The 20727-nt window shown below is 65.2% G+C and carries 20 protein-coding genes; 7 read left to right on the top strand and 13 right to left on the bottom strand.

Annotated elements, in window-relative coordinates; translation table 11 throughout:
* Positions 1–32: 32 nt before the first annotated feature.
* From Q0319_RS15735 to Q0319_RS15725, 3 genes are all read right to left on the bottom strand, one after another.
* The gene (locus Q0319_RS15735; RefSeq protein ID WP_296465957.1) at positions 33–329 is read right to left on the bottom strand and encodes a hypothetical protein; all 297 of its coding nucleotides are present in this window, start codon (positions 327–329) and stop codon (positions 33–35) included.
* 324 nt (positions 330–653) lie between these two features.
* The gene (locus Q0319_RS15730) at positions 654–1661 is read right to left on the bottom strand and encodes a tripartite tricarboxylate transporter substrate binding protein (RefSeq protein WP_296465961.1); all 1008 of its coding nucleotides are present in this window, start codon (positions 1659–1661) and stop codon (positions 654–656) included.
* Between the two features lie 244 nt (positions 1662–1905).
* Positions 1906–3180: a LysR family transcriptional regulator gene (locus Q0319_RS15725; protein ID WP_299454184.1), complete on the bottom strand. Its 1275-nt coding sequence runs from the start codon at positions 3178–3180 to the stop codon at positions 1906–1908.
* Positions 3181–3493: 313 nt separating this feature from the next.
* On the opposite strand from Q0319_RS15725, the gene Q0319_RS15720 reads away from it, so the two are divergent.
* Positions 3494–5242, top strand: a complete 1749-nt coding sequence (locus Q0319_RS15720; RefSeq protein WP_299454181.1) for an EAL domain-containing protein — start codon at positions 3494–3496, stop codon at positions 5240–5242.
* On the opposite strand, the gene Q0319_RS15715 is transcribed toward Q0319_RS15720, so the two are convergent.
* The 4 genes from Q0319_RS15715 to Q0319_RS15700 all read right to left on the bottom strand — a co-directional run bounded on the left by Q0319_RS15715 (position 5239) and on the right by Q0319_RS15700 (position 9383).
* Positions 5239–6108, bottom strand: coding sequence for a proteasome-type protease (locus tag Q0319_RS15715; RefSeq protein WP_296465971.1), 870 nt, complete (start codon positions 6106–6108; stop codon positions 5239–5241). The genes Q0319_RS15720 and Q0319_RS15715 overlap by 4 nt on opposite strands.
* Positions 6109–6175: 67 nt before the next feature.
* Positions 6176–6973, bottom strand: a complete 798-nt coding sequence (locus tag Q0319_RS15710; RefSeq protein ID WP_296465973.1) for a transglutaminase family protein — start codon at positions 6971–6973, stop codon at positions 6176–6178.
* 11 nt (positions 6974–6984) lie between these two features.
* On the bottom strand, positions 6985–7938 hold the full coding sequence (locus Q0319_RS15705) for an alpha-E domain-containing protein (RefSeq protein WP_299454178.1): 954 nt from the start codon (positions 7936–7938) through the stop codon (positions 6985–6987).
* Positions 7932–9383: a circularly permuted type 2 ATP-grasp protein gene (locus Q0319_RS15700; RefSeq protein WP_296465979.1), complete on the bottom strand. Its 1452-nt coding sequence runs from the start codon at positions 9381–9383 to the stop codon at positions 7932–7934. Before Q0319_RS15700 ends, Q0319_RS15705 begins: the two co-directional genes overlap by 7 nt.
* A gap of 304 nt (positions 9384–9687) precedes the next feature.
* Here Q0319_RS15700 and gtdA point away from each other — a divergent pair, with 304 nt between their 5' ends.
* From gtdA to maiA, 3 genes are read left to right on the top strand one after another with little or no spacing between them, the layout of a single operon-like run.
* Entirely contained in the window at positions 9688–10731 is a 1044-nt protein-coding gene (gene gtdA / locus Q0319_RS15695; protein ID WP_296465981.1) for a gentisate 1,2-dioxygenase, read from the top strand.
* 35 nt (positions 10732–10766) lie between these two features.
* A complete protein-coding gene (locus Q0319_RS15690) occupies positions 10767–11465 on the top strand; it encodes a fumarylacetoacetate hydrolase family protein (protein ID WP_299454173.1) in 699 nt (232 codons plus the stop codon).
* A 13-nt stretch (positions 11466–11478) separates the two neighbouring features.
* Complete coding sequence (gene maiA, locus Q0319_RS15685; protein WP_299454170.1) at positions 11479–12129, top strand: maleylacetoacetate isomerase; 651 nt, start codon at positions 11479–11481, stop codon at positions 12127–12129.
* A gap of 86 nt (positions 12130–12215) precedes the next feature.
* Here the strand turns inward: maiA and Q0319_RS15680 are convergent, their stop codons facing one another.
* Positions 12216–13535, bottom strand: a complete 1320-nt coding sequence (locus Q0319_RS15680) for an aspartate aminotransferase family protein (RefSeq protein ID WP_296465990.1) — start codon at positions 13533–13535, stop codon at positions 12216–12218.
* Between the two features lie 163 nt (positions 13536–13698).
* Here Q0319_RS15680 and Q0319_RS15675 point away from each other — a divergent pair, with 163 nt between their 5' ends.
* Together Q0319_RS15675 and Q0319_RS15670 are read left to right on the top strand one after the other, a co-directional pair.
* Positions 13699–14379, top strand: a complete 681-nt coding sequence (locus Q0319_RS15675; RefSeq protein ID WP_299454167.1) for a Fe2+-dependent dioxygenase — start codon at positions 13699–13701, stop codon at positions 14377–14379.
* Between the two features lie 13 nt (positions 14380–14392).
* On the top strand, positions 14393–15514 hold the full coding sequence (locus tag Q0319_RS15670) for an alpha-hydroxy acid oxidase (protein ID WP_296465997.1): 1122 nt from the start codon (positions 14393–14395) through the stop codon (positions 15512–15514).
* A gap of 37 nt (positions 15515–15551) precedes the next feature.
* Here the strand turns inward: Q0319_RS15670 and Q0319_RS15665 are convergent, their stop codons facing one another.
* The 3 genes from Q0319_RS15665 to Q0319_RS15655 are packed head-to-tail and all read right to left on the bottom strand — an operon-like array spanning position 15552 to position 17543.
* A complete protein-coding gene (locus tag Q0319_RS15665) occupies positions 15552–16298 on the bottom strand; it encodes an alpha/beta hydrolase (protein WP_296466000.1) in 747 nt (248 codons plus the stop codon).
* A complete protein-coding gene (locus tag Q0319_RS15660; RefSeq protein ID WP_296466003.1) occupies positions 16288–16647 on the bottom strand; it encodes a protocatechuate 3,4-dioxygenase in 360 nt (119 codons plus the stop codon). Before Q0319_RS15660 ends, Q0319_RS15665 begins: the two co-directional genes overlap by 11 nt.
* Positions 16648–16658: 11 nt before the next feature.
* Positions 16659–17543 carry a gallate dioxygenase gene (locus Q0319_RS15655; protein WP_296466005.1) on the bottom strand — a complete coding sequence of 295 codons (885 nt, stop codon included), beginning with the start codon at positions 17541–17543 and terminating at the stop codon, positions 16659–16661.
* A gap of 186 nt (positions 17544–17729) precedes the next feature.
* Here Q0319_RS15655 and Q0319_RS15650 point away from each other — a divergent pair, with 186 nt between their 5' ends.
* Positions 17730–18446 carry a GntR family transcriptional regulator gene (locus Q0319_RS15650; RefSeq protein ID WP_299454161.1) on the top strand — a complete coding sequence of 239 codons (717 nt, stop codon included), beginning with the start codon at positions 17730–17732 and terminating at the stop codon, positions 18444–18446.
* Between the two features lie 22 nt (positions 18447–18468).
* Here the strand turns inward: Q0319_RS15650 and Q0319_RS15645 are convergent, their stop codons facing one another.
* Entirely contained in the window at positions 18469–19449 is a 981-nt protein-coding gene (locus Q0319_RS15645; protein ID WP_299454158.1) for a LysR family transcriptional regulator, read from the bottom strand.
* A gap of 51 nt (positions 19450–19500) precedes the next feature.
* Positions 19501–20673 (bottom strand): acyl-CoA dehydrogenase family protein, encoded by a 1173-nt coding sequence (locus Q0319_RS15640; protein ID WP_299454155.1) that lies wholly within the window; start codon positions 20671–20673, stop codon positions 19501–19503.
* Positions 20674–20727 lie beyond the last annotated feature (54 nt).

Here is a 20727-nt window from a genome sequence, read left to right as displayed (position 1 = left end):
GATGGCGCGCCGGCTTTCCGCCGTGGCGACGGCTATTCCGGCGCCGCCACCTTGGGATGCAGCCGCAAGGTCGCCTGGGAAGACGCCGCGGCGTAGGCGGCCTGGGGCCGAAGCACCCGGGTATCGGTGACGTTCTCTATCCCCTCTTCGACGACGCGTTTGAGAAAGTTCACGCGCTCCCGGTAGTATTCGGCGTACATGATCGCGTCGCGCACGCGTTCTTCAGCGCGATATAGCGCCAGCCTCGCCTCGTACAGGGCCTTCTCCGCCTCTTTTTCGGGCGTGGCGGCATAACTCAAAGCCCATCTGCGTAGCCATTCGAGCATCATGCCCTCCAATAGAGGTTGGGTTGAGATCAGCTTAATGCAGGATGCTCGACAGCATGCGGTTTTCGCGAAAGTGTTGGTTTCCGGATATGTAAACGTGTGCGGCAAGGGAGACCCGGGGCGCCGGGGCAGGGCGACTGGCTGGCAGGGATGACGGCGGGGCACCGGAGACGATGGGCCCGCGATACCGGCCGATAATGCGCGGATGACATCCAAAAGTCGTCAATTCGCACACATGTGGAAGGGGCCGCCCCGAAACGGCACCGCCCCGCACGAGCGGGGCGGTGTTGCGGATTTTTCAATCCGTTTCGTACGTGGCTACGCGGTTTAGTCCACCTTCACGCCACCCTTTTGGATGACCGGCCTCCAGCGCTCGATTTCCGACTTGATGAGCTTGGCGAAGACCTCGGGCGGATTGGGCGTGGGCTGCGCACCCTCGCTCGAGAGCCGGTTCAGGAGTTCAGGCGAGTTGAGCGAGGCGTTGATCTGCTTGTTCAGCTTGGCAATAATGTCCTTGGGCGTACCCGCGGGCGCCACCACGCCGTACCACTGGTCGGCCTCGAAACCGGGATACCCGCTCTCGGCCACGGTAGGCACGTCGGCGAGCATCTTCACCCGCTCCGGCGACGAAACCGCCAATGCGCGCAGCTGCCCCGCGCGGAGCTGGGCGATGACGGCCGGAATACCGGTAAACATGACCTTGATGTGGCCGGCGACCAAGTCGTTCACGGCGGGAGCCGTGCCCTTGTAGGGCACGTGCTGCATGGGCGCGCCGCTTTGCAGCTTCAGATATTCGGTCGCCAGGTGCGCCGCGCTGCCATTGCCGCCCGAGCCGTAGGTCAGCGCGGTGGGGTTGGCCTTGGCGTAGGCAACCAATTCTTGCAGCGACTTGGCCGGAACCGAGGGATGCACCACCAGCACGTTGGGCACCCGTGCCACCCATGCCACGGCGTCGAAGGCATTGATGGGGTCGTACGGCAGCTTGGGATAGAGCGACGGCGTCACGGCCAGGGTGCCGATGTGGCCCATCATCAGGGTGTAGCCGTCGGCGGGCGACTTGGCGACGCGGTCCGCACCGATGCTGCCCCCGGCGCCCGGCACGTTCTCGACCACGACGGACTGGCCGAAGGCTTGGTGCAACTGCTGCGCAATGGTGCGTCCGAGAATGTCGGTGGAGCCACCCGGGGTGAACGGGATGACCATTCTTATCGGGCGGTTGGGATAGTCGGCAGCGCCTTGCGCCTGCGCCAGCCCGGGCGCCGCGCAAGCCGACAGGCACGCCAGCAGGGAAACCCAACGCAGGCGCGGAAGATTGCTGAAACGTTGCAGAGTCATGTTTGTCTCGTCCTATGTGGAAAACCCTTATGAGGGCCGAGGCACGGCTCGGATCGGGGCGTGCAGCGTTGCGTCCGTCGAATCCGATCTTCCCCCGGGGCCCTCTTTATCGATGTTGTGCATTGCGCCAAAGCCCGCGCGGCCGCTACCGGGCCCCTTAGGCATGCTCTGGCTGGGCAGTATACGGAGTCCGTTCTCCGTCGAGGCATCTTAGCATTGCAAGTTGCAAATGCAACATTGCATTTCACTTATCCGCCTCTACGCCATACTTATTCCGGAGCTCATCGACCGCCTCCGCGGCAGCTTGGCGCAATGCCTGCAGCACCGACACACATGCGGAAGACGCCAACGCATCCCGGCGCTGCGTGATGCCTATCCCCCGTTCGGTACCGGCCAAGGGGCCCGAGGCGGGCACCAGCAGCCCGGCTTCCACTTCAGCCCGCATGTGGAGCGGCGAAACCAGCGCGACGTGATCTCCCGCCAGCAGCACGGAACGCACGAGGGCGGTGCTGTGCGCTTCGATGGAAACATTGGGCCTTTGCGCTCCCACCCGTTCGCACAACCGTTCGAGCACCCGTTGCGCCGGCGTGCCGGGCAAAGGCCCGACCCAAGGATAGGCCGCCAGCTCGCGCAGGGTGGCTCGGCCGCGGCGCGCCAGCAGCGGATGCCCGGCGCGCACGACGGCGACGAAACGATCGACGAACAGCAGCTCTTCCTCGAGATCGGGGGCCAGCTCGGCCTCGCGAAGCGGCCCGACGATGAAATCGATCTCTGCCGAACGCAGCATGTCCGTCAACGCCTCGTACGTGCCCCCTTTGACGGTAAAGGCGATGTCCGGCTCACGGGCAAGCGCCAGCGCGGCCGCCCGGGGAACGAGCACGTCGTCGGCCATGGGCAGCGTGCCGATCGATACGCGCCGCCCCCTCAAGCCGCGCCAATGGGCGAGTTCTTCGTGGCCGATCCGGATCTCTGCGATGGCCTGGCGGGCGTGCATCAGCAACCACCGGCCCGACTCGTTCAGACGCGTGCCGACGCGCGTGCGCTCGAAAAGCGGGATCCTGGCCAGGTGTTCGAGCCGGCGCAAAGCCTGGTGCAGCGCCGATTGCGACACCCCCAGCGATTCGGCCGCGGCGCTCTCGGTAGCATGGGTTGCGCGAGCCACCAGGGCCGATAACAATGAGTCGCTGACCAATCTTGGCAGCGCGGCCGCCGAGGGCGGGGCGCCCCGCAGCCGCAGCCCCTCGGCGGCCGCCTGCAGCAATTCCATGGCACGCCCGACACGCAGCGCAAGCACCCCGCCTGCGGCGGTCGGAACCATGCCCCGGGCCCCGCGTTCGAACAGGCTCAGCCCGAGCAAGGATTCAGCCTCTTGTACGGCCCGCGTCACAGAAGACGCCGACTGGTGCAGGATGAGTGCGGCCTTGGTCACGCTGCCCACTTCGGCCACTACAGCGACGGCGCGCAGCACGCGCAAAGGCACCTCCTTATGGATGCGTGCGCTCTTCTCTTTTGTCCGCATTGCCCCCGGCAGGCTTCCGGCCCCGCCACCCAACCCATCCACCTTCACGGATTCCAGGCACCGGCCGTTTCGCCAAGCGCCGCAGGGCAAAACCCCTTTTATTTGTTGATGTTCTTCGTGCCGCGTCATCGCCATCCGCATCCGGGCAGTGCCGCCGATTGTAAATCGCCGGTGGACCGCCCCTGTATCCGCGGCGCGACGGAAATGAGATGCGACGCTTTGTCTCTACCAAGCTGCCTCGCTTGTGATTCAATAGCAGCTGCAATATCTATCTGTTCGCCGCGTGCACAGCCTGGTCGTGGAGGAACGTACCGTGCAAATCGATGCGCAACCCCCGACGGCGTGGTCCGCGCAGCAACTCACCGTCGCAGCCTATCGGCTCGCGGCGCAGTCGGCCCCTTGCGGGATCTTCATGTGCGATAGCCGGGGCGTATTCACCATGGTCAACCCGGCCTACGAGCGCCTCACGGGCTACGAGGCCGCACAGCTGGTCGGCAAGCTCTGCCTAGACGCCCTGCTCGACCCCTCCGAACTGGCCCTTCGACGCGCCGAACTCTGGAATCCCCCGGTCCGTGACGTGGTAGCAGTGCAGCCGGAAGGCTCCCTCACGGCCGCCCACGGCATGGAAGCGGAGTGGACTTACCTGCGTCCGAACGGCATGCGCGCGACCGTCGCGCAGGCCCTCACGCGGCTTTGCGACGCCCGGGGAAACATCCTGGGCTACGTGGGTACCGCGTTCGAAAACCCGAGGCGCCAGCGGGATGCACTCCCGCTATGGCACTTGTTGCACCACGATCCGCTCACGGGGCTGCCCAACCAGGAGTTGCTGGAAGAGCGGCTAGGCCTGGCGCTGGAACGGGCCCGGCGCACGAACGAGCCGGTGCTGCTGGCACTGCTCGAACTCGACAACCTGCGTACGCTGCGCGACAGCCTGGGCCAAGCCGCGGCCGACGCCGCCGTCAAGCACGTCGCCGCCCGGCTCAAGCGCTTGTGCGGCGACGACCAGCTCCTGGGCGTAATGCGCGGCTCGCTGTTCGCGATCATCTCCACCGGCCATCACACCTTGGCCAGCGATCGCGAACTCGCACTGCTCGCCGAAGTCTCCCGCCCCATCCCCTTCATCTCGTCAACCTTGCACATGACGGCCAGCATCGGGGTGAGCTCCTACCCCTCCGCCGGCAGCGAACCGCGCGCCCTGTTCCAGCGCGCGCTGCTGGCGCTGAACGCGGCCAGCCGCAGCGGCGGCGGCGTCGCCCGTCATTTCGATTTCGGCATGCAAACCCAATCGGCCCGGCGCGCGCACCTGGAGTCGCTGCTGCGCGAAGCGGTCGACGCACGGCAGTTTTCCCTTGCGTACCAACCTCAAATCCACCTAGAGTCGGGCCGCATCACGCGCACAGAAACGCTACTGCGTTGGAAGCATCACCAGCTCGGCGCCATCGGGCCGGCCGAGTTCGTGCCCATGGCCGAAGACCTGGGCCTGATGGAAGAGCTCGGCGCGTGGGTGCTGGATGCGGCGTGCCAGCAAGTGGTCAGGCTGCTTGCGAAATTCGGTCATGCTCCCTGCATGGCCATCAACGTCTCGCCCGCCCAACTGCGGGACCGCAAGCTGTCCGGCGTGGTAGCCGACGCGCTGGAGCGCTGGCAACTTCCTCCCGGCAGCATTGAGCTCGAGATCACGGAAGGCCTGCTGCTGGACAATACGCATCAAGTGATCGACACCCTGCACAACCTGCGCAAGCTGGGCGTGGAGATCGCCATCGACGACTTCGGCACGGGTTACTCCAGCCTCGCTTACCTCACGCGCTTCCCGGTCAACCGAATCAAGATCGACCGTGCATTGGTGCGCGCCCTGTCGTCGGCCCAAAAGGGAGACGCCGTCATCCGCGCCATCATCGAGATGGCACACGCCCTCGGCATCCAGGTCACGGCCGAAGGCGTGGAGACGGCGGCCCACGCGCGCCGCCTGAGCGAACTGGGCTGTGACGAAGCCCAGGGCTTCTGGTTCTCGCGTCCGCTCACGGCCCAGGCGCTGGAAAACGCGCTCGCGCCCATAGGCTAGCCGGGCTCTACCGCGCCAGGCTGGGACTGGGCCAGCGTCTGCGCGAGCGCCGGATCATGCATCGAACGGTAGGGCCCGGCGCCCGGCGCCAGCGGCGGCTCGGATCGCATGGGCGATTTGTCGGGCGGCAGCGCCGAGACGGGCGTCCACTGCGGATCGGGAATCTCGGCAAACACCTGGCGCAGCCGTTCTCCCCACGACGAATGGATCATCCTGAAATAATCGTTGTCGTGATCGACCAGCGCGAACTTGGTCACGCGCAAGCTATCTTTTTCGTAGACCAACAAGTCCAGCGGCAAGCCGACCGATACGTTCGAGCGCAGCGTCGAGTCCATCGATATCAGCGCGCATTTGGCCGCCTCGTCCAGTGGCATGGTCGGCGTCAGGACGCGATCCAGTATCGGTTTGCCGTACTTGGCCTCGCCGATCTGGAAATACGGACTCATGGTCGAGGCCTCGATGAAATTGCCAGCGGCATAAATTTGGAACAGCCGCATGCCCTGCCCGCGTATCTGGCCGCCCAACAGGAAGCTGCAATTGAAATCGATGTTGAAATCGTGCAGCGCACTGCCGTGCATTTGGTAGACCTCTCGCACGGCCTTGCCCACCAGCCGCGCTGCCTCGAACATGTTGGGCACGTTCCACGGCGTGGGCTGCTCGGGATCGGCGGGCTCGGCCAGCAACTGCACGACCGACTGGGTCAGCGCCAGGTTGCCGGCGGTCAACAGCACCAGCACGCGCTCTCCCGGCTGCTCGAAGACGGTCATCTTGCGAAAGGTGCTGACGTGGTCTACCCCCGCATTGGTGCGGGTATCAGACAGGAACACGAGCCCCTCGTCCACACGCATCGCCACACAATAGGTCATACCGGACTCGCCCCGTCGATGTATCGGGCGATTCTAGCGCGTACGAAACGATGCCGCATGGATGGGCTCACTGGTTGGCCTCGCCGACGTGGACGTCTACCGTCATGGCCTCCACGCCGCCGCCCACGCGCATGCCTCGCACCGGCGCAGCCGAACCGTAGTCCGAACCAACGGCCACACGGCAATACGGCCCCGACGCATAGCGGCCATGCGTGACGTCCACGGATATCCAGCCTGCCTCATCGACCCACGCGTCTGCCCACGCATGGCTAGCGGCATGGGGCACGTCTCCGGGATCGATGTATCCGCTGACGTAGCGCGCCGGCACGCCCAACGCGCGGCAGCACGCGATGAACAGGTGGGCATGGTCCTGGCAAACACCCCGCTCCAGGGCGAGCACTTCGGCGGCAGTGCTCGTCACCTGCGTGCTGCCCGAGCTGTAGGCCACGCGTTCCTGGATGCGACAGGCCAGATCGACTAGTGCCCCGGGCCTATCCAGCGGCGCGGCCGCTGCGGCCAATTCGCGCACGGCATCGTCTGCTTCGGTCAAGCGGGTGGCACACGTGAAATGCTCGAGGGGAATGCGGCCCGGCCCTTCCTGCAGCCGGCCCTCGGGCAGCGACACGGTCTCGACTTCCCCTTGCACCACGATGCGCATCTCGGACAGGGGCCGCGTCACGACCAGCGTCTGCACCGTATTGCCATAGGCATCGACGGCGGTGTCGATCCTGCCGGGCGCATGCACGTCCCAGCGCACGACCACCTGGGCGGAACCCGAGGCGGGTACCAGCCGCAACTGCTGAATGGAATAGTGCACGGGGGCATCGTAGCGATAGGCGGTTTCGTGCCGGATGGACAAACGCATCGCACACCTCTTCAGGACGTGACAGGCAGGAGGAAGGCTGCACCGATCTTGTTGCCGAGGGTCGCGATGCGCCCCAGGAACTCGGTCAGGTAAGCATGCAGCCCGCGCGCGAGAATGGGGCGGATCTCGGCGTATAGCAACTCGGCGCGCAGTTTGCCGGCATAGCGCTCGCACTCGCGGGAATTCTCCGTCCTGAGCATGGCTAGGTTCTCGCAGACCCGATCCAGGGATGCGAGTAAGGAGCGCGGCATGGAAGGATTGAGGATGAGCAACTCCGCCACGCGCTCGGGAATCAGCACGTCGCGATAGACCTGGCGATAGATTTCCAGCCCCGAAACGGAGCTCAGGATAGAGGTCCAATAATAGAAATCGTCAAGCTGCGCGGCGGCACTCGGACGTGCGCCCGGCGCCGCGTCCGCGAAGCGTACGTCGAGGATGCGGGCAGTATTGTCGGCGCGCTCCAGGAACGTGCCCAGCTGGGTGAAGTAGAACGCTTCGTCCTTGAGCGCGGTGCCAAGCGTGACACCGCGCGACAGGTGCGAGCGCATCTTGACCCATTCGAATACCGAGTCAGGAACGACTTCCAGCACACCGGCTTCGAGCTGGCGGTTGAAATCGAGCCAGGTGTCGTTGATGGTTTCCCACGACTCGGTCGTCAACGTGCCCCGCACCGCGCGGGCGTTCTCGCGGGCGGCGCGCAGGCTCGAATAAATACTGGACGGATTGTTCGGGTCGGCCGTCATGAAGTGCAGCACGTTGTCGGCCGCCACGGCGTCATAGCGGGCCGCAAACGCCTCTGCCAGCTCCGAGATCGACAGCACGGCCCGCAGGCTGTGCAACGCCCGCTCGTCGCTCTGTGGCAGCAGCAGCGCCTTGCGCGTCACGTCCAGCATGCGCGCCGTATTCTCTGCGCGTTCCATGTAGCGCGCCATCCAGAACAAGTGGTCGGCGGTTCGGCTCAGCATGCTTCTTCCCCCGTCGATGCAGCGCCCGTTTCGTCCAGCACCCAAGTGTCCTTGGTGCCGCCACCTTGGGAGGAATTGACGACCAGCGAACCCTTGCGCAGCGCGACTCGGGTCAGCCCACCGGCCACCGTGGCGATATTGGCGCCCGACAGCACGAACGGCCGCAGGTCGATGTGGCGGGGCGCGATGCCCTCCTCGACGAAAGTCGGACAAGTCGAAAGAGACAACGTAGGCTGGGCAATGTAGTTCTGGGGCTTGGCCAGCAATCGAGCGCGAAAGGCTTCGATCTCGGCGCGGCTCGCCGTCGGGCCGACCAACATGCCGTAGCCACCTGCCCCGTGGACCTCCTTGACGACCAGCTCAGGCAGGTGCGCGAGCACATAGGACAGCTCGTCCGGCTTGCGGCATTGCCAGGTCGGCACATTCTGCAAAATAGGCTCTTCCGACAGATAGAACGCGATCATGTCGGGAACGAAGGGATAAATCGACTTGTCATCGGCTACCCCGGTGCCGATGGCGTTGGCCAGCGTCACTCGTCCTGCGCGGTAGACCGACAGCAGTCCCGGCACGCCCAACACCGAATCCGCCCGGAACGCCAAGGGGTCGAGGAAATCGTCGTCGAGCCGCCGATAGATCACGTCCACCCGCTGCGGGCCCCGCGTCGTGCGCATGAATACCGAGTTGTCGGCGACGAACAGGTCGCCGCCCTGCACCAGCTCCACCCCCATCTGCTGGGCGAGAAACGCGTGCTCGAAATAGGCAGAATTGAAAATTCCGGGGGTCAGGACCACCACGGTGGGATCGTCCACCCCCATGGGGGCGACCGAGCGCAGATTCTCCAGCAGCAAGTCCGGATAGTGGGCCACCGGGGCGATGCGGTTCTGCACGAACAGTTCCGGGAAGAGCCGCATCATCATCTTGCGGTTCTCCAGCATGTACGACACCCCGGATGGCACGCGCAGGTTGTCCTCCAAGACATAGAACGTGCCACCCTCATCGCCCTCCGCCTTGACGACGTCGACTCCCGCGATGTGTGCGTAGATGTCGCGCGGCACGCGCACGTCCTGCATCTCCGGGCGGTATTGCGCATTGGTGTAGACCTGCCCGGCGGGCACGACGCCGGCGCGCACGATGTGCCGCTCGTGGTAGACGTCATGGATGAACATGTTGAGCGCCCGCACCCGCTGCGCCAGGCCGCGCTCGAGCAGCTGCCATTCCTCGCTGGGGATGATGCGAGGGATGAGGTCGAAGGGGATCAGGCGCTCCACGCCATCCGCATCGCCCCCGAGGGCGAAGGTAATGCCCACGCGCCGGAATACCAGATCAGCCTCGGCGCGCTTCCTGGCCAAGGTCTCCGCGCTCTGGCGCTCCAACCACGAGCAGAAGCGCCGGTAATGGCGTCGGACGGCGCCGCCTTCGAACCGCATCTCGTCATAGGGAACCATGGGCACCTTCGGTTTGGCCTCGCTTCAGCGGATGAGCAAGCAAAGGCCGTACCCGGCACGGGCCGCCTGGTTTCCCGCCAGGGCGCACCAAATCGACGTCCTAGAGGAAGAAGCGTCGAATGCAGCGCACCACCCTGGCGCCCATGGGCCCTGCGGGAAGGCATATCCAATCCAATATGCTTGATAAGATAATTTCATACCAATTGGAATACCTACCCCCTACAATGGCGGCAACACCGCCGATTCCGGCGGTCCGAGACGGCGCGGGCATCGATCGCCCGCCGCGCCAGAACCGGAGACAAGCATGCTCGAGAAAACCGCTCCCGATGCCTCACGCCGCGCGTATTACGACCGCATCGCCAAGAAAAACCTAAGCCCCCTCTGGGAGTCCCTCCACACCCTGGTCCCCCCGCAGCCGCAGCCGCGCTGCGTGCCCGCGATCTGGAAGTACGAAAAACTGCGCCCGGATGTCATGGAATCCGGTTCCATCATCAGCGCCGAAGAAGCCGTGCGCCGGGTGTTGATCTTGGAAAATCCGGGCCTGCCCGGCCAAGCGGCGATCACGCAGACGCTGTACGCCGGGCTGCAGCTGATCCTTCCTGGCGAGATCGCGCCCAGCCATCGCCACACGCAATCTGCCCTGCGCTTCATCGTCGAAGGCAAAGGCGCCTATACCGCCGTCAACGGCGAGCGCACCACCATGCACCCGGGCGACTTCATCATCACGCCGTCGTGGACCTGGCATGACCACGGCAATCCAGAAGATGGCGAGCCCGTGGTATGGCTCGACGGGCTCGACATCCCGCTGCTGCGCTCGCTCGACGCCGGCTTCGCCGAGAACTATCCGGAGGCCACGCAACCTGTCATGCGTCCCGAAGGCGACAGCTTCGCCCGCTACGGATACAACATGGCGCCGGTGCGGCATACCTTCAGCGGCAACAGCTCGCCGATCTTTAACTATCCCTACGAGCGCACGCGCGAAGCGCTGGACCAGTTGGGCCGCCGTGGTGAGCTCGACCCATGGGATGGCGTCAAGCTGCGTTACGTGAATCCGGCCACGGGCGGCTACCCCATGCCCACCATGGCGACCTTCATGCAGTGGCTACCCGCGGGGTTCCAGGGCAAGACCTATCGCACATCCGACTCCACCGTATTCTGCGTGGTCGAAGGGCAGGGCAGCGTGCGCATCGGCGACGAGGTATTCCATTATTCGCCGCGTGACGTATTCGTGGTGCCGCCATGGCAACCCGTGCAATTGGCCGCGCTCGAAGACGCCGTGCTGTTCAGCTATTCTGATCGCCCGGTACAGGCCGCGCTGGGGTTGCTGCGCGAGGAGCGCATCGCCTGACCTCCCACCCTTTCATCCATCGAGGAACCCGATCCATGTCGTACGTATTCCCTCCGCCACCAGTCACCACGCTTCCCGTCGCCAGCAGCACCGAGCAATTCCCCGTGCGGCGCGTCTACTGCGTCGGTCGCAACTATGCCGCGCACGCCCGCGAAATGGGCTTCGACCCCGACCGCGAGCCGCCGTTCTTCTTCTGCAAGCCCGCCGACGCCGTGGTGGCCGTGCCATACGGCACGACGCTCGACCTGCCCTATCCCACTGAAACCTCCAACCTCCATTACGAGATCGAACTGGTGGCCGCGATCGGCAAGGCGGGCGCCTACATCCCCGTCGAGCACGCGCTGGAGCACGTTTGGGGTTACGCGGTCGGGCTGGACATGACCCGCCGCGACTTGCAAATCCAGATGCGGGAAGTGGGCCGCCCCTGGGAAATCGGCAAGGCCTTCGATCAAAGCGCGCCCACCGCGCCGCTGCACAAGGCTTCCGAGGTCGGCCATTTCGAAAAAGGCGGCATCTGGCTGAAGGTCAATGGCCAGGACAAGCAACGCAGCGACACGTCCAAGCTGATCTGGTCCGTCGCCGAGACCGTGGCCTATCTTTCGAAGTACTTCCGCCTCGAGCCGGGCGACTTGATTTTCACGGGCACCCCTGAGGGCGTGGGCCCCGTGGTCAAGGGCGACGTGATGGAAGGCGGCGTCGACGGCCTGGGCACGCTGAACGTTCGCATGGTGTAAGGCGGAAAACGCCATGGAACTCTACAGTTTCTTCAACAGCTCGACCTCGTACCGCGTGCGCATCGCGCTGGCGCTCAAGGGCCTGGCCTATGAATACCGGGGCGTGAACATCCGCACGCTCGAGCATCGCGCCGCCGAGTACGTGGCCAAGAACCCGTCCGCCAACGTCCCGCTGCTGGTCGACGGCGACGTGAGCCTGGGGCAATCGCTGGCCATCATCGACTACCTCGACGCCAGCTATCCCACCCCGCGCCTCATCCCCGAAGACAAGATGGCGCGCGCCCGGGTGCTCGAGCTTTCGCTGGCCATCTCCTGCGACATCCATCCGGTCAACAACCTACGCATCCTCAAATACCTCACCGACGTGATCGGCGTCACCGAGGAACAAAAGAAGGCTTGGTACGACCACTGGATACAGGAAGGCTTCGCCGCCGTCGAGCGCCTGCTCCAGGCCCATGGCTTTGGCCCTTACTGCTTTGGCGAATCCCCGACGCTGGCCGACTGCTGCCTGGTTCCCCAGGTCGCCAACGCGCAGCGCATGGGTTGCGATGTGTCGGCCTATCCGCGGATCATGGCGGTGTACGAGCATTGCCAGGAACACCCCGCGTTCCAGCAGGCTGCACCGTCCAAGCAGCCCGACTACAGCCCGCCTCCTGCGCGCTGAAGCAACCGCGCCGCCGGCTCGACGCCACGGTCGGGCCGGCATCCGCTCCGGCCAGGCCGCTGCGCCCGCCGGCATCGCATCCCGCACTAACGGATGCGCACCAACGCTTCCCTCACGGTGCCGAACAAGGTCGCGATCTGCTCCTCGTCGATGATGAGGGGAGGAGAAAATGCGAGCACGTCGCCCGTGAAGCGGACTAGCACGCCCGCCTGCAGGCATGCCAGGAATGCTTCGTAGGCGCGCGCTCCCGCCTGGCCCGCTCTCGGTTCCAGCTCGACGGCTGCCGCCATGCCGATGTTGCGTATGTCTTTGACGTGCGGCGCGTCGCGCAATGCGTGCACCGCCGATTCGAACACCGGCTCCAGCCTCGCCGCGCGCTCGAACAGGCCTTCTCGCGCATACAGGTCGAGCGTTGCGATGGCCGCCGCGGCCGCCGCGGGGTGGCCGGAATAGGTGTACCCGTGGAAGAGCTCGATGGCGTTCTCCGGGGCCGCGCCCAGGATGGCATCGTGTATGGCACGGGACACCGCCACCGCCCCCATCGGCACCGTGGCGTTGTTGATGCCCTTGGCCAGGGTCAAGAGATCCGGCGTCACGCCGAAGCGCTCCGCCGCCGTCGCCGCCCCCAGGCGTCCGAACGCAGTGATGACTTCATCGAAGACCAATAGGATGCCGTGCCGGCTGCACAGCTCGCGCAAGCGCTCCAGGTAGCCACGGGGCGGAACGATGACGCCGGCCGAGCCCGCCATCGGCTCGACGATCACGGCCGCCACCGTCGAGGCATCATGCAACGCCAGCAAGCGCTCCAATTCGTCCGCCAGATGCGCGCCCCATGCGGGCTGCCCCCGGGAAAACGCCGCTTCCGCCACGTTCAGGGTGGCAGGCAAGTGATCGACCCCGGGCATGAGATTGGCGGCATACGCCTTGCGGTTCGCGCCTATGCCGCCTACCGACATGCCACCGAAGCCCACGCCGTGATAACCGCGCTCGCGCCCGATGAATCGCGTACGCTGGCCCTCGCCGCGCGCCCGGTGATAAGCAAGCACAATCTTCAGCGCCGTATCGACGGACTCCGAGCCGGAGTTCGTGAAAAAAATGCGATCCAATCCCGGCGGCATGAGGGCTGCCACCCGCCGCGCGGCCTCGAAGGCGACCGGGCACCCCATCTGGAAAGGCGGCGCGTAATCGAGGGTGCGCATCTGCCTGTGCACGGCATCGATGATCTCGTCCCGGCCATGTCCGGCATTCGTGCACCAAAGGCCGGCCGTGCCGTCCAGGATGCGGTGGCCCTCCGCATCGGTGTAATACATGCCTTTGGCCGACACGAGCAGCCGAGGCGCTGCCTTGAACTGGCGGTTGGCGGTGAAAGGCATCCATAGGGATTGCAAGTCGGGCATGGCGGACATGAGGGGCTCCTTGCCGGATCTGGCACCGCGGCGCTCCGTCGGGCGAAGCCCCGCGGGCTCGGTGGATTGACATGACATCTAGTGTAGGGCGACCGCCCCGGCGAAAAAACGGCATCGTGCACGGGGTACACTTCCCGGGGATTCCAAGCGAGGATGCGTTGCCATGATGTTGACCATTCCCGATGTTCTGACGGCCGAGCAATTGACACATTGCCACCAGGCCCTTGCCGGGGCCTCCTGGGTCGACGGCCGCTCGACTGCCGGGCACATCGCGATCCACGTCAAACAGAACCTGCAGTTGGCGTCCGACGACCCCGTGGCCGTCCAACTGGGCAATCTCATTCTCGACGCGCTGGGAAAGAACCCGCTGTTCATCTCCGCCACGCTGCCGCTGAAAGTACTGCCACCGGCCTTCAATCGCTACGAAGGCGGCGGCTCCTATGGCTATCACGTCGACAACGCGATCCGCAGCCTGCCGGGCAGCGCGCATCGCGTACGCACCGACATCTCCGCCACGCTGTTCCTGACGCCGCCGGAAGATTACGACGGCGGCGAGCTCATCGTGCAGGACACCTACGGCACCCACCGAGTCAAGCTGCCCGCGGGCCACATGGTGGTCTATCCCGGCACCAGCCTGCACCAGGTCACGCCTGTGACGCGCGGCGCGCGCGTGGGTGCGTTCTTCTGGGTCCAGAGCATGGTGCGCGACGAGACCCAGCGCGAAACGCTCTACCGCCTGGACGCCGCCATCCAGCAGCTCGCGCGCGAGACCCCCGCCAGCGAGGCCTTGGTCCAGCTGACGGGCATCTATCACAACCTCTTGCGCCAGTGGTCGCAGACTTGAACGACGGCTCGCCATGCCCTTGCCCCCGCTCACGCAAATTCCGCCCCAGATCGCCTGCGCCGCAGACTACGAGGCCTACGCGCGCGAACGCATGGAAGAAGCGGCCTGGGCGTACCTGGCAGGCGGCGCCGCGGACGAACTGACGCTGCGCGCCAATCGCGAAGCCTATGAGCGGGTGCGGATACAGCCCCGGGTGCTGACTTCGATGGCGGGTGGCGGCACTGCGCTCGACCTGCTCGGCCTGCGCCTGCCCTACCCCATCCTGCTTGCGCCCGTCGCGTACCAGAAGCTCGCCCACCCGCAGGGAGAACTCGCTACCGTCTTGGCGGCATCTGCCATGAAAGCCGCGATGGTAGTCAGCACCCAGGCCAGCATCGCGCTCGAAGAGCTCGCGCGAACGGCTGAAACGCCCCTTTGGTTCCAGCTCTATCTCCAACCCGACCGCAACGATACGCTGCACCTCGTACGCAGGGCCGAAGCCGCGGGCTATCGTGCACTGGTGGTCACCGTCGATGCGCCCGTCAACGGCGTGCGCAATCGCGAGCAGCGGGCAGGGTTCTCGCTGCCCACGGGGGTCGAAGCCGTGAACCTGCGGGGCATGCGCCCCATGGCGCAGGCGGTCGCGCGGGCGGGGGAAAGCGCGCTCTTCGGCAGCGGCGCGCTAGACAGCGCACCGACCTGGGACGACATCGCCTGGCTACGCCAAGCGACCGGCCTCCCCATCGTACTCAAGGGCATTCTCGCCCCGGCTGACGCCAGATTGGCCATCGAAGCGGGCGCATCCGCCATCATCGTTTCCAACCACGGCGGACGCACCCTCGATACCACGCCCGCCACGCTCGATGCCCTGCCTTGGGTGGCCGCTGAGGTGCGCGGCCGCATCCCCGTCCTCATGGACGGCGGCATACGCCGCGGCACGGACGTATTCAAAGCGCTCGCATTGGGCGCCAGCGCCGTACTGATCGGCCGCGCCTATATGCATGGTTTGGCGGCCGCGGGCACCGTCGGCGTCATTCACGTGTTGCACATGCTGCGTACCGAGCTCGAAATCACCATGGCGCTGGCCGGCTGCCGCACGCTGGCTGAAATCGATCGCAGTGCGCTCTGGCCGCCCGCCGGAACCGGGCCGGACTGAAGGGCACCGGCCCGTGCGATGAGGGGACGGGCCCGGTTCAGCGCTCCGCATCGGCGGCGAGCCACTGCGCCATGGCCTCATTGACCGCCTCGGGCTGCTCCATCGTGCTCATGTGCCCGCAATGATCGACCGCGACCAAACGCGCGCCGGGTATGGCGGCGGCGATCTCCTCATGCCGCGCCAGCGGGCTCCAGGAATCTTCGCGTCCGCAAAGCACCAGGGTGGGGCAGCTGATGCGCGGCAACAGCGGCGATGCGTCCGGCCGGTTCAACAGCGCATGAATCTGCGCAGCGAAGATTTCCGGGGTGCGCCGCTCCAACATGTCCAGCACGGCTTCGAATACGGGACCGTCGAGGCGATCGGGGTGCACCATGCCCCGCGCCCAGATGCGCCCCATTTCGCGCATGCCCCGCTCGCGCGCGGTCTGCAACAACGCCATGCGGCCGGCGCGCTCGGATTCACCGGCCACGCCCGCCGGCAACGCCTTGTAGCCCGTGTCCAGCAAGGCCAGGCCCAGCACGCGCTCCGGAGCGAGGCGAAACACCTCCAGTGCCACGCGCCCTCCCATCGAATGGCCCGCCAGGTGGAATTCCTGCGCCGGCGCATGCTTGAGCACGTGCTCGGCCATTGCAGGCAGGGAATCGAGCGCGCCGTAGTCCGGGACCTGGCACGCATACTGTGCGCCGAAGCGGGCGCATTGCGCCTCCCACACGGCCTGATCACAGAGCAAACCCGGGAGCAAGACCAGCGCCGGCTTCTGGCGGTTCGTCGTTTCAGCGGGCATCGGGCACCCGCCTCGTCTTCATGAATTCTTCGAACGTCTCGCCCCGCATGATGGCGTAGATCTCCAGGTTGGTCTTGTGCACGACCCGGCCAAACTTCTCCAGCACGAAGAAGTTGACGCCGTGCTTCACCAGTCCAAGCCAGTCGCGCGCGCGCACGAGTTTCTTTTCCTCTTCTGTCAGGCCGGCCGCTTCCATCGTGCCTTCTTCATCCTCGATGAAGCGCGCGCGCCATTCGGCGCTGATCATGTTCCAGAAGAAACGGTTGATGTTCAGCGTGCGGTTGGCGGTGCGGATGTCGAAGGGATAAGTGCCTGGGATGGTTTCTATGCCTTCCAGTTGCGGATTCATGGCTTTCTCCTTTAGCTCGCGGCCATTGCGGCCAGCTCGGAGCGCACGGCAGCCGGCGCTGCCTCTTCATACAACACCACGGTCATCGCGGTCGTCGTCGCCAGGTAGTAATTCTGGTGCAGCTTACGCAGCGGCCCCGTGCCCAGCGCGCCCCGCATGGCAAGCCACATGATCTGCTCCACGCTTTCGGCGCCGCCCAGGCGGACGTAATCGGCATGCTTCATCCGCATCAGTGCCTCGGGATCCTCTTCCAGCAGGCGCAGGAACTCCATGTCCCACTCGGTATTGTTGAACCCAGTACGCTCGCCGTGGATCTGGTGAGACAGGCCGCCCGTGCCCACGACCACCACCTTCAAATCCTCGGGATAGGACTCCACGGCACGGCGAACGGCCTGCCCGAGGCGATAACACCGGCGCGCCGTGGGCAAGGGATACTGCAGCACGTTGATCGCGATCGGCACGACCGCCCCGGGCCAATCGGGCTGATGCGGCCACAACAGCGGAAGCGGCGAAGCACAACCGTGATCGATGGGTTTGTTCTGGAAAACGGTCAGGTCGAATTCGTCGTTGACCAGGCACTCTGCGATGTGAGCCTGGAAGTCCACATTTCCGCGGATGGGAGGCAGATTGCGCAGCCCTGCTCCCTCGTCCGCGATGGGAAACCGTTCGCCTACCCCCAAGGCAAACGTGGGGTACATGTCGAAGAAAAAAGTCGTGCAGTGGTCGTTGTAGAAGAACACCAGCACGTCGGCCTGCTTTTCGGCCAGCCAGGCAGCAACCGGCTTGTACCCTTCGAACAGCGGCGCCCACGCGGGTTCGTTCTGCTTGCCCTTGTCGTAAGCGACGGCGATGGTGGGCACGTGAGACGTGCCAATGCCCCCGATGATTCTTGCCATGGCGAGTACTCCGTATCTAGCGCGAACCGGCGATCCGGAATAGCTTATCTGGGATCCAAAATTAAGGCAATGACAGCGAATTCCGCACTGCAATACGGCATTTTGGATCCAATACGGGATCCCAAACCCCTTATACTGGGCGTCCGCCGCGACCAAAGCGGCCGTCGAACATCAAGGGAGTCCAGCATGCAGCAAACCACGACCATGCTGCATATCCGTGAAATGATCTTGCGCGGCGAACTCGCACCGGGCGAGCGCGTGCGGGAAGCGGACCTTGCGGCCCGACTCGGCATTTCGCGCACGCCGGTGCGGCAGGCCTTGCCCGCGCTGGCGCAAGAAGGCCTGCTCGTGCCTTCCGGAGCGCGGGGATACGCGGTCCGGGCATTCTCGCCCCGCGAATGCATGGAGGCCCTGCACTTGCGTGCCGCGCTGGAAGGCCTCGCCGCACGTGCGCTCGCCCTCAACGGCGCAACGGAAGAACTGTTGGCCCAACTGAAAGAGTGCCTCGCCGAGGGCGACGAAATCTTCAAGGACCAGGAGATTTCCGACGAAGACGAAGTCCGGTACGCGGAAATGAACGCGCGCTTTCACGCACTCATTCTGGAAGGGGCGGACATGCCCCTGCTGTCGAGCCTGGTCAGTCGCTGCAACGTCGTGCCCTTTACCGCCCCGCTCGTACTGGCCTTCGACGCGCAGAGCCGGAAAACCGCCTTCAACTTCCTGTTCTACGCGCATCGGCAGCATCATGCCATCGTCACGGCCATCGAGAGCGGCCAGGCCGACCGCGCGGAAAACCTATTCCGCGAACACGCCTATACGCAAGTACAAAGCCAGGGCGCCGAATTCGAAAAGGAAGCCGGGCTGGGCCAGCCCAAGCGCAGTAACCCACGGCGCACGCGATGATTTGAGCGCGAGCCTCGTGGCGTCAGGCTTGGTCGCCCGCGGCAAGCGCCGGCACGCCGCAGGCCGGGCGCCGCTCCATGAACAACTCCGCCATCACGCCGCGCAGCCAGCGCGTGCCTCCATCCAGATGGCTGCGCTCGTGCCAGAACTGCTTGACCTCAAACTGCGGCACCTCGAAGGGAAGCGGCAGCATCTTGATGTGCCGGCGCGGCATCATCAACCGCGCCACGGTGGTCGGGATGACCACCAGCAAATCCGTGGTCTGGAGAATGTCCGGCACGACCGTGAAATGCGGGACCCGAAGCGCAATGTGACGATGCAAACCCTTCTTCTCGAGATACTGCTCGATCAGGGTGGTGGTCGACGAATGCAGGGACACCCGGCTATAGCGCGAGCCCGCCGGCTCGATCATGATGTGCGATTCCTCGCTGAACTGCTGCAGGTTGAGCGTCCAGCCGATGCGCGGATGATCGGCGCGCACCATGCATACGTGGTGGTCGCTGAACAGGCGTTGCTGGTAGAAACCCGTCGTCAGCCCGGGCAGAAACCCGATGGCGAGGTCAGCATCGCCGGACTCGAGCGCCTCGCGGTAGTTCTCCCGCGGCAACTGCAGGACGCGCAGCCCGATTCCCGGCGCGACATCTTTGAGATGCTGCATCAGCCTGGGCAGGTAGACGACCTCGCCGAGGTCGCTCAAGAGGATCTGAAAAATCCGTTCGGATCGGGCTGGATCGAAGGCGACCGCGCTCTCCAGTCCAACGCGCATGAGCGACAGTCCCGCCCGCACGCTGGGAGCGATGCGCAGCGCGAACGGTGTCGGCTCCATGCCCGTCTTCACCCTGACGAACAAAGGATCGCCGCACACGGCCCGCAACCGGGTCAGGGCATGGCTCATGGAAGGCTGGGACAGCCCTACCCGCTGTCCGGCACGGGTTACGTTACGCTCCTGCATCATCGCGTCGAACGCCACCAGCAAATTGAGATCGATGCTCTCGATGTTCATTGCCGTCCCCTGTAGATCGCCACCGCCCGAACGGCGGTCCGCGCCATCGGGTCAGGTATCGAAGCGATCGACTCCGTACCGCCCGGACAAGGCACCCGCCGCAACGATCATTCGCTGCATCTCGGAGGATCCCTCGGTAATGGTCCGGCTGCGCGCATCGCGATACATCAGTTCCAGCGGTAATTCGCGCGACAGGCCCAGGCCCCCGTGAATCTGTATCGCCCGATCGATGACCCGTATCAACATCTCGTCCGCGTACAACTTCACCGCGGAAGCTTCCAGATGATAGTCCAGCCCACGGTCCACTTTCCATGCCGCGTGATACACCATCGATCGCGCCGCATGCAGCTCCACCAGCGAGTCGGCGATCATCCATTGGATCGCCTGCCTTTTGGCCAGGGGCTGGCCGAAGGTATGACGGACGTTGGCATGGGCGATGGCCAACTCTAGGGCGCGCTGGGCGCGTCCGACCGACTTCGGCCCATGTATGAGGCGGCCCATGTCGAGGAACTCGCGCGCCAACTCCCAGCCCTGCCCCACCTCTCCGATCATCTGTGCTGCGGGCACGCGCACGTTGTCGAACAACAGCTCCCAGGGGCGGTCGGGGGACACCAGCTCGAAGCTCTGTCCCAACGAAAGCCCAGGCGTGCCCTTGTCTACCAAGAAACAGCTGACGCCCAGGTCCTGCCCGTTGCGCACGGTCCTCGCGAACACCTGCACAAAGTCGGCCTTGTCGGCGCCGGTAATGAAGATCTTGGTGCCGTTGAGGACGAAGTAGTCGCCGTCCGCCACCGCGGTAGTCCGCATGCCTGCGGGATCGGATCCCGCCCCGGGCTCGGTCAGCGCAAAACAGGTCCGCTTCTCGCCTCTGGCGACAGGCAGCAGGTACTTCTGCTTCTGTTCGGCGTTGCAGTGAAAGAGCACCGGCCCAAGGTAGGGGGTGAGAACGGTCGGCGCACGGAAGGCAGGCACGTTGCATTTGGCGAGTTCCTCGAACACGAGGCACATGCCCACGGCCCCCACGCCGCCCCCGCCGACGTCTTCCGGGAGGTCGAAGGCCCAGAATCCGAGTTCTTTGGCCTTTTCCTGGAGGGTGTGCCGGATTTCGTCCGGGATGTCGGGTTCGTTCGCATAGCGGGTCTCCAGCGGCATGAGTTCGCGCTCGACGAAGCGGCGGACGGCGTCGCGCAGCATGCGTAGTTCGGGGGGGAATTCGAAGTCCATTCTTGTTCTCCGGATGGTGGTTTGATCGAGTGCCCCCCGGACCGCGGTCCTCGG

Origin of the sequence: uncultured Pigmentiphaga sp., from assembly GCF_937950555.1 — a bacterium.
Taxonomy (GTDB): domain Bacteria; phylum Pseudomonadota; class Gammaproteobacteria; order Burkholderiales; family Burkholderiaceae_B; genus Pigmentiphaga.
The sequence above is the reverse complement of the archived record's forward strand: the minus strand, read 5'-3'. Positions and strand labels throughout refer to the sequence as shown.

Excerpts from the sequence above, each read along its gene's own strand:
- Q0319_RS15660 (WP_296466003.1), bottom strand. The coding sequence starts at position 16,647 with ATGAATCCGCAACTGGAAGGCATAGAAACCATCCCAGGCACTTATCCC.
- gtdA (WP_296465981.1), top strand. The coding sequence starts at position 9,688 with ATGCTCGAGAAAACCGCTCCCGATGCCTCACGCCGCGCGTATTACGAC.
- Q0319_RS15650 (WP_299454161.1), top strand. The coding sequence starts at position 17,730 with ATGCAGCAAACCACGACCATGCTGCATATCCGTGAAATGATCTTGCGC.
- maiA (WP_299454170.1), top strand. The coding sequence starts at position 11,479 with ATGGAACTCTACAGTTTCTTCAACAGCTCGACCTCGTACCGCGTGCGC.
- Q0319_RS15680 (WP_296465990.1), bottom strand. The coding sequence starts at position 13,535 with ATGTCCGCCATGCCCGACTTGCAATCCCTATGGATGCCTTTCACCGCC.
- Q0319_RS15670 (WP_296465997.1), top strand. The coding sequence starts at position 14,393 with ATGCCCTTGCCCCCGCTCACGCAAATTCCGCCCCAGATCGCCTGCGCC.
- Q0319_RS15725 (WP_299454184.1), bottom strand. The coding sequence starts at position 3,180 with ATGCGGACAAAAGAGAAGAGCGCACGCATCCATAAGGAGGTGCCTTTG.
- Q0319_RS15705 (WP_299454178.1), bottom strand. The coding sequence starts at position 7,938 with ATGCTGAGCCGAACCGCCGACCACTTGTTCTGGATGGCGCGCTACATG.
- Q0319_RS15715 (WP_296465971.1), bottom strand. The coding sequence starts at position 6,108 with ATGACCTATTGTGTGGCGATGCGTGTGGACGAGGGGCTCGTGTTCCTG.
- Q0319_RS15675 (WP_299454167.1), top strand. The coding sequence starts at position 13,699 with ATGATGTTGACCATTCCCGATGTTCTGACGGCCGAGCAATTGACACAT.
- Q0319_RS15700 (WP_296465979.1), bottom strand. The coding sequence starts at position 9,383 with ATGGTTCCCTATGACGAGATGCGGTTCGAAGGCGGCGCCGTCCGACGC.
- Q0319_RS15655 (WP_296466005.1), bottom strand. The coding sequence starts at position 17,543 with ATGGCAAGAATCATCGGGGGCATTGGCACGTCTCACGTGCCCACCATC.
- Q0319_RS15640 (WP_299454155.1), bottom strand. The coding sequence starts at position 20,673 with ATGGACTTCGAATTCCCCCCCGAACTACGCATGCTGCGCGACGCCGTC.
- Q0319_RS15690 (WP_299454173.1), top strand. The coding sequence starts at position 10,767 with ATGTCGTACGTATTCCCTCCGCCACCAGTCACCACGCTTCCCGTCGCC.
- Q0319_RS15730 (WP_296465961.1), bottom strand. The coding sequence starts at position 1,661 with ATGACTCTGCAACGTTTCAGCAATCTTCCGCGCCTGCGTTGGGTTTCC.
- Q0319_RS15735 (WP_296465957.1), bottom strand. The coding sequence starts at position 329 with ATGATGCTCGAATGGCTACGCAGATGGGCTTTGAGTTATGCCGCCACG.
- Q0319_RS15710 (WP_296465973.1), bottom strand. The coding sequence starts at position 6,973 with ATGCGTTTGTCCATCCGGCACGAAACCGCCTATCGCTACGATGCCCCC.
- Q0319_RS15665 (WP_296466000.1), bottom strand. The coding sequence starts at position 16,298 with ATGCCCGCTGAAACGACGAACCGCCAGAAGCCGGCGCTGGTCTTGCTC.
- Q0319_RS15645 (WP_299454158.1), bottom strand. The coding sequence starts at position 19,449 with ATGAACATCGAGAGCATCGATCTCAATTTGCTGGTGGCGTTCGACGCG.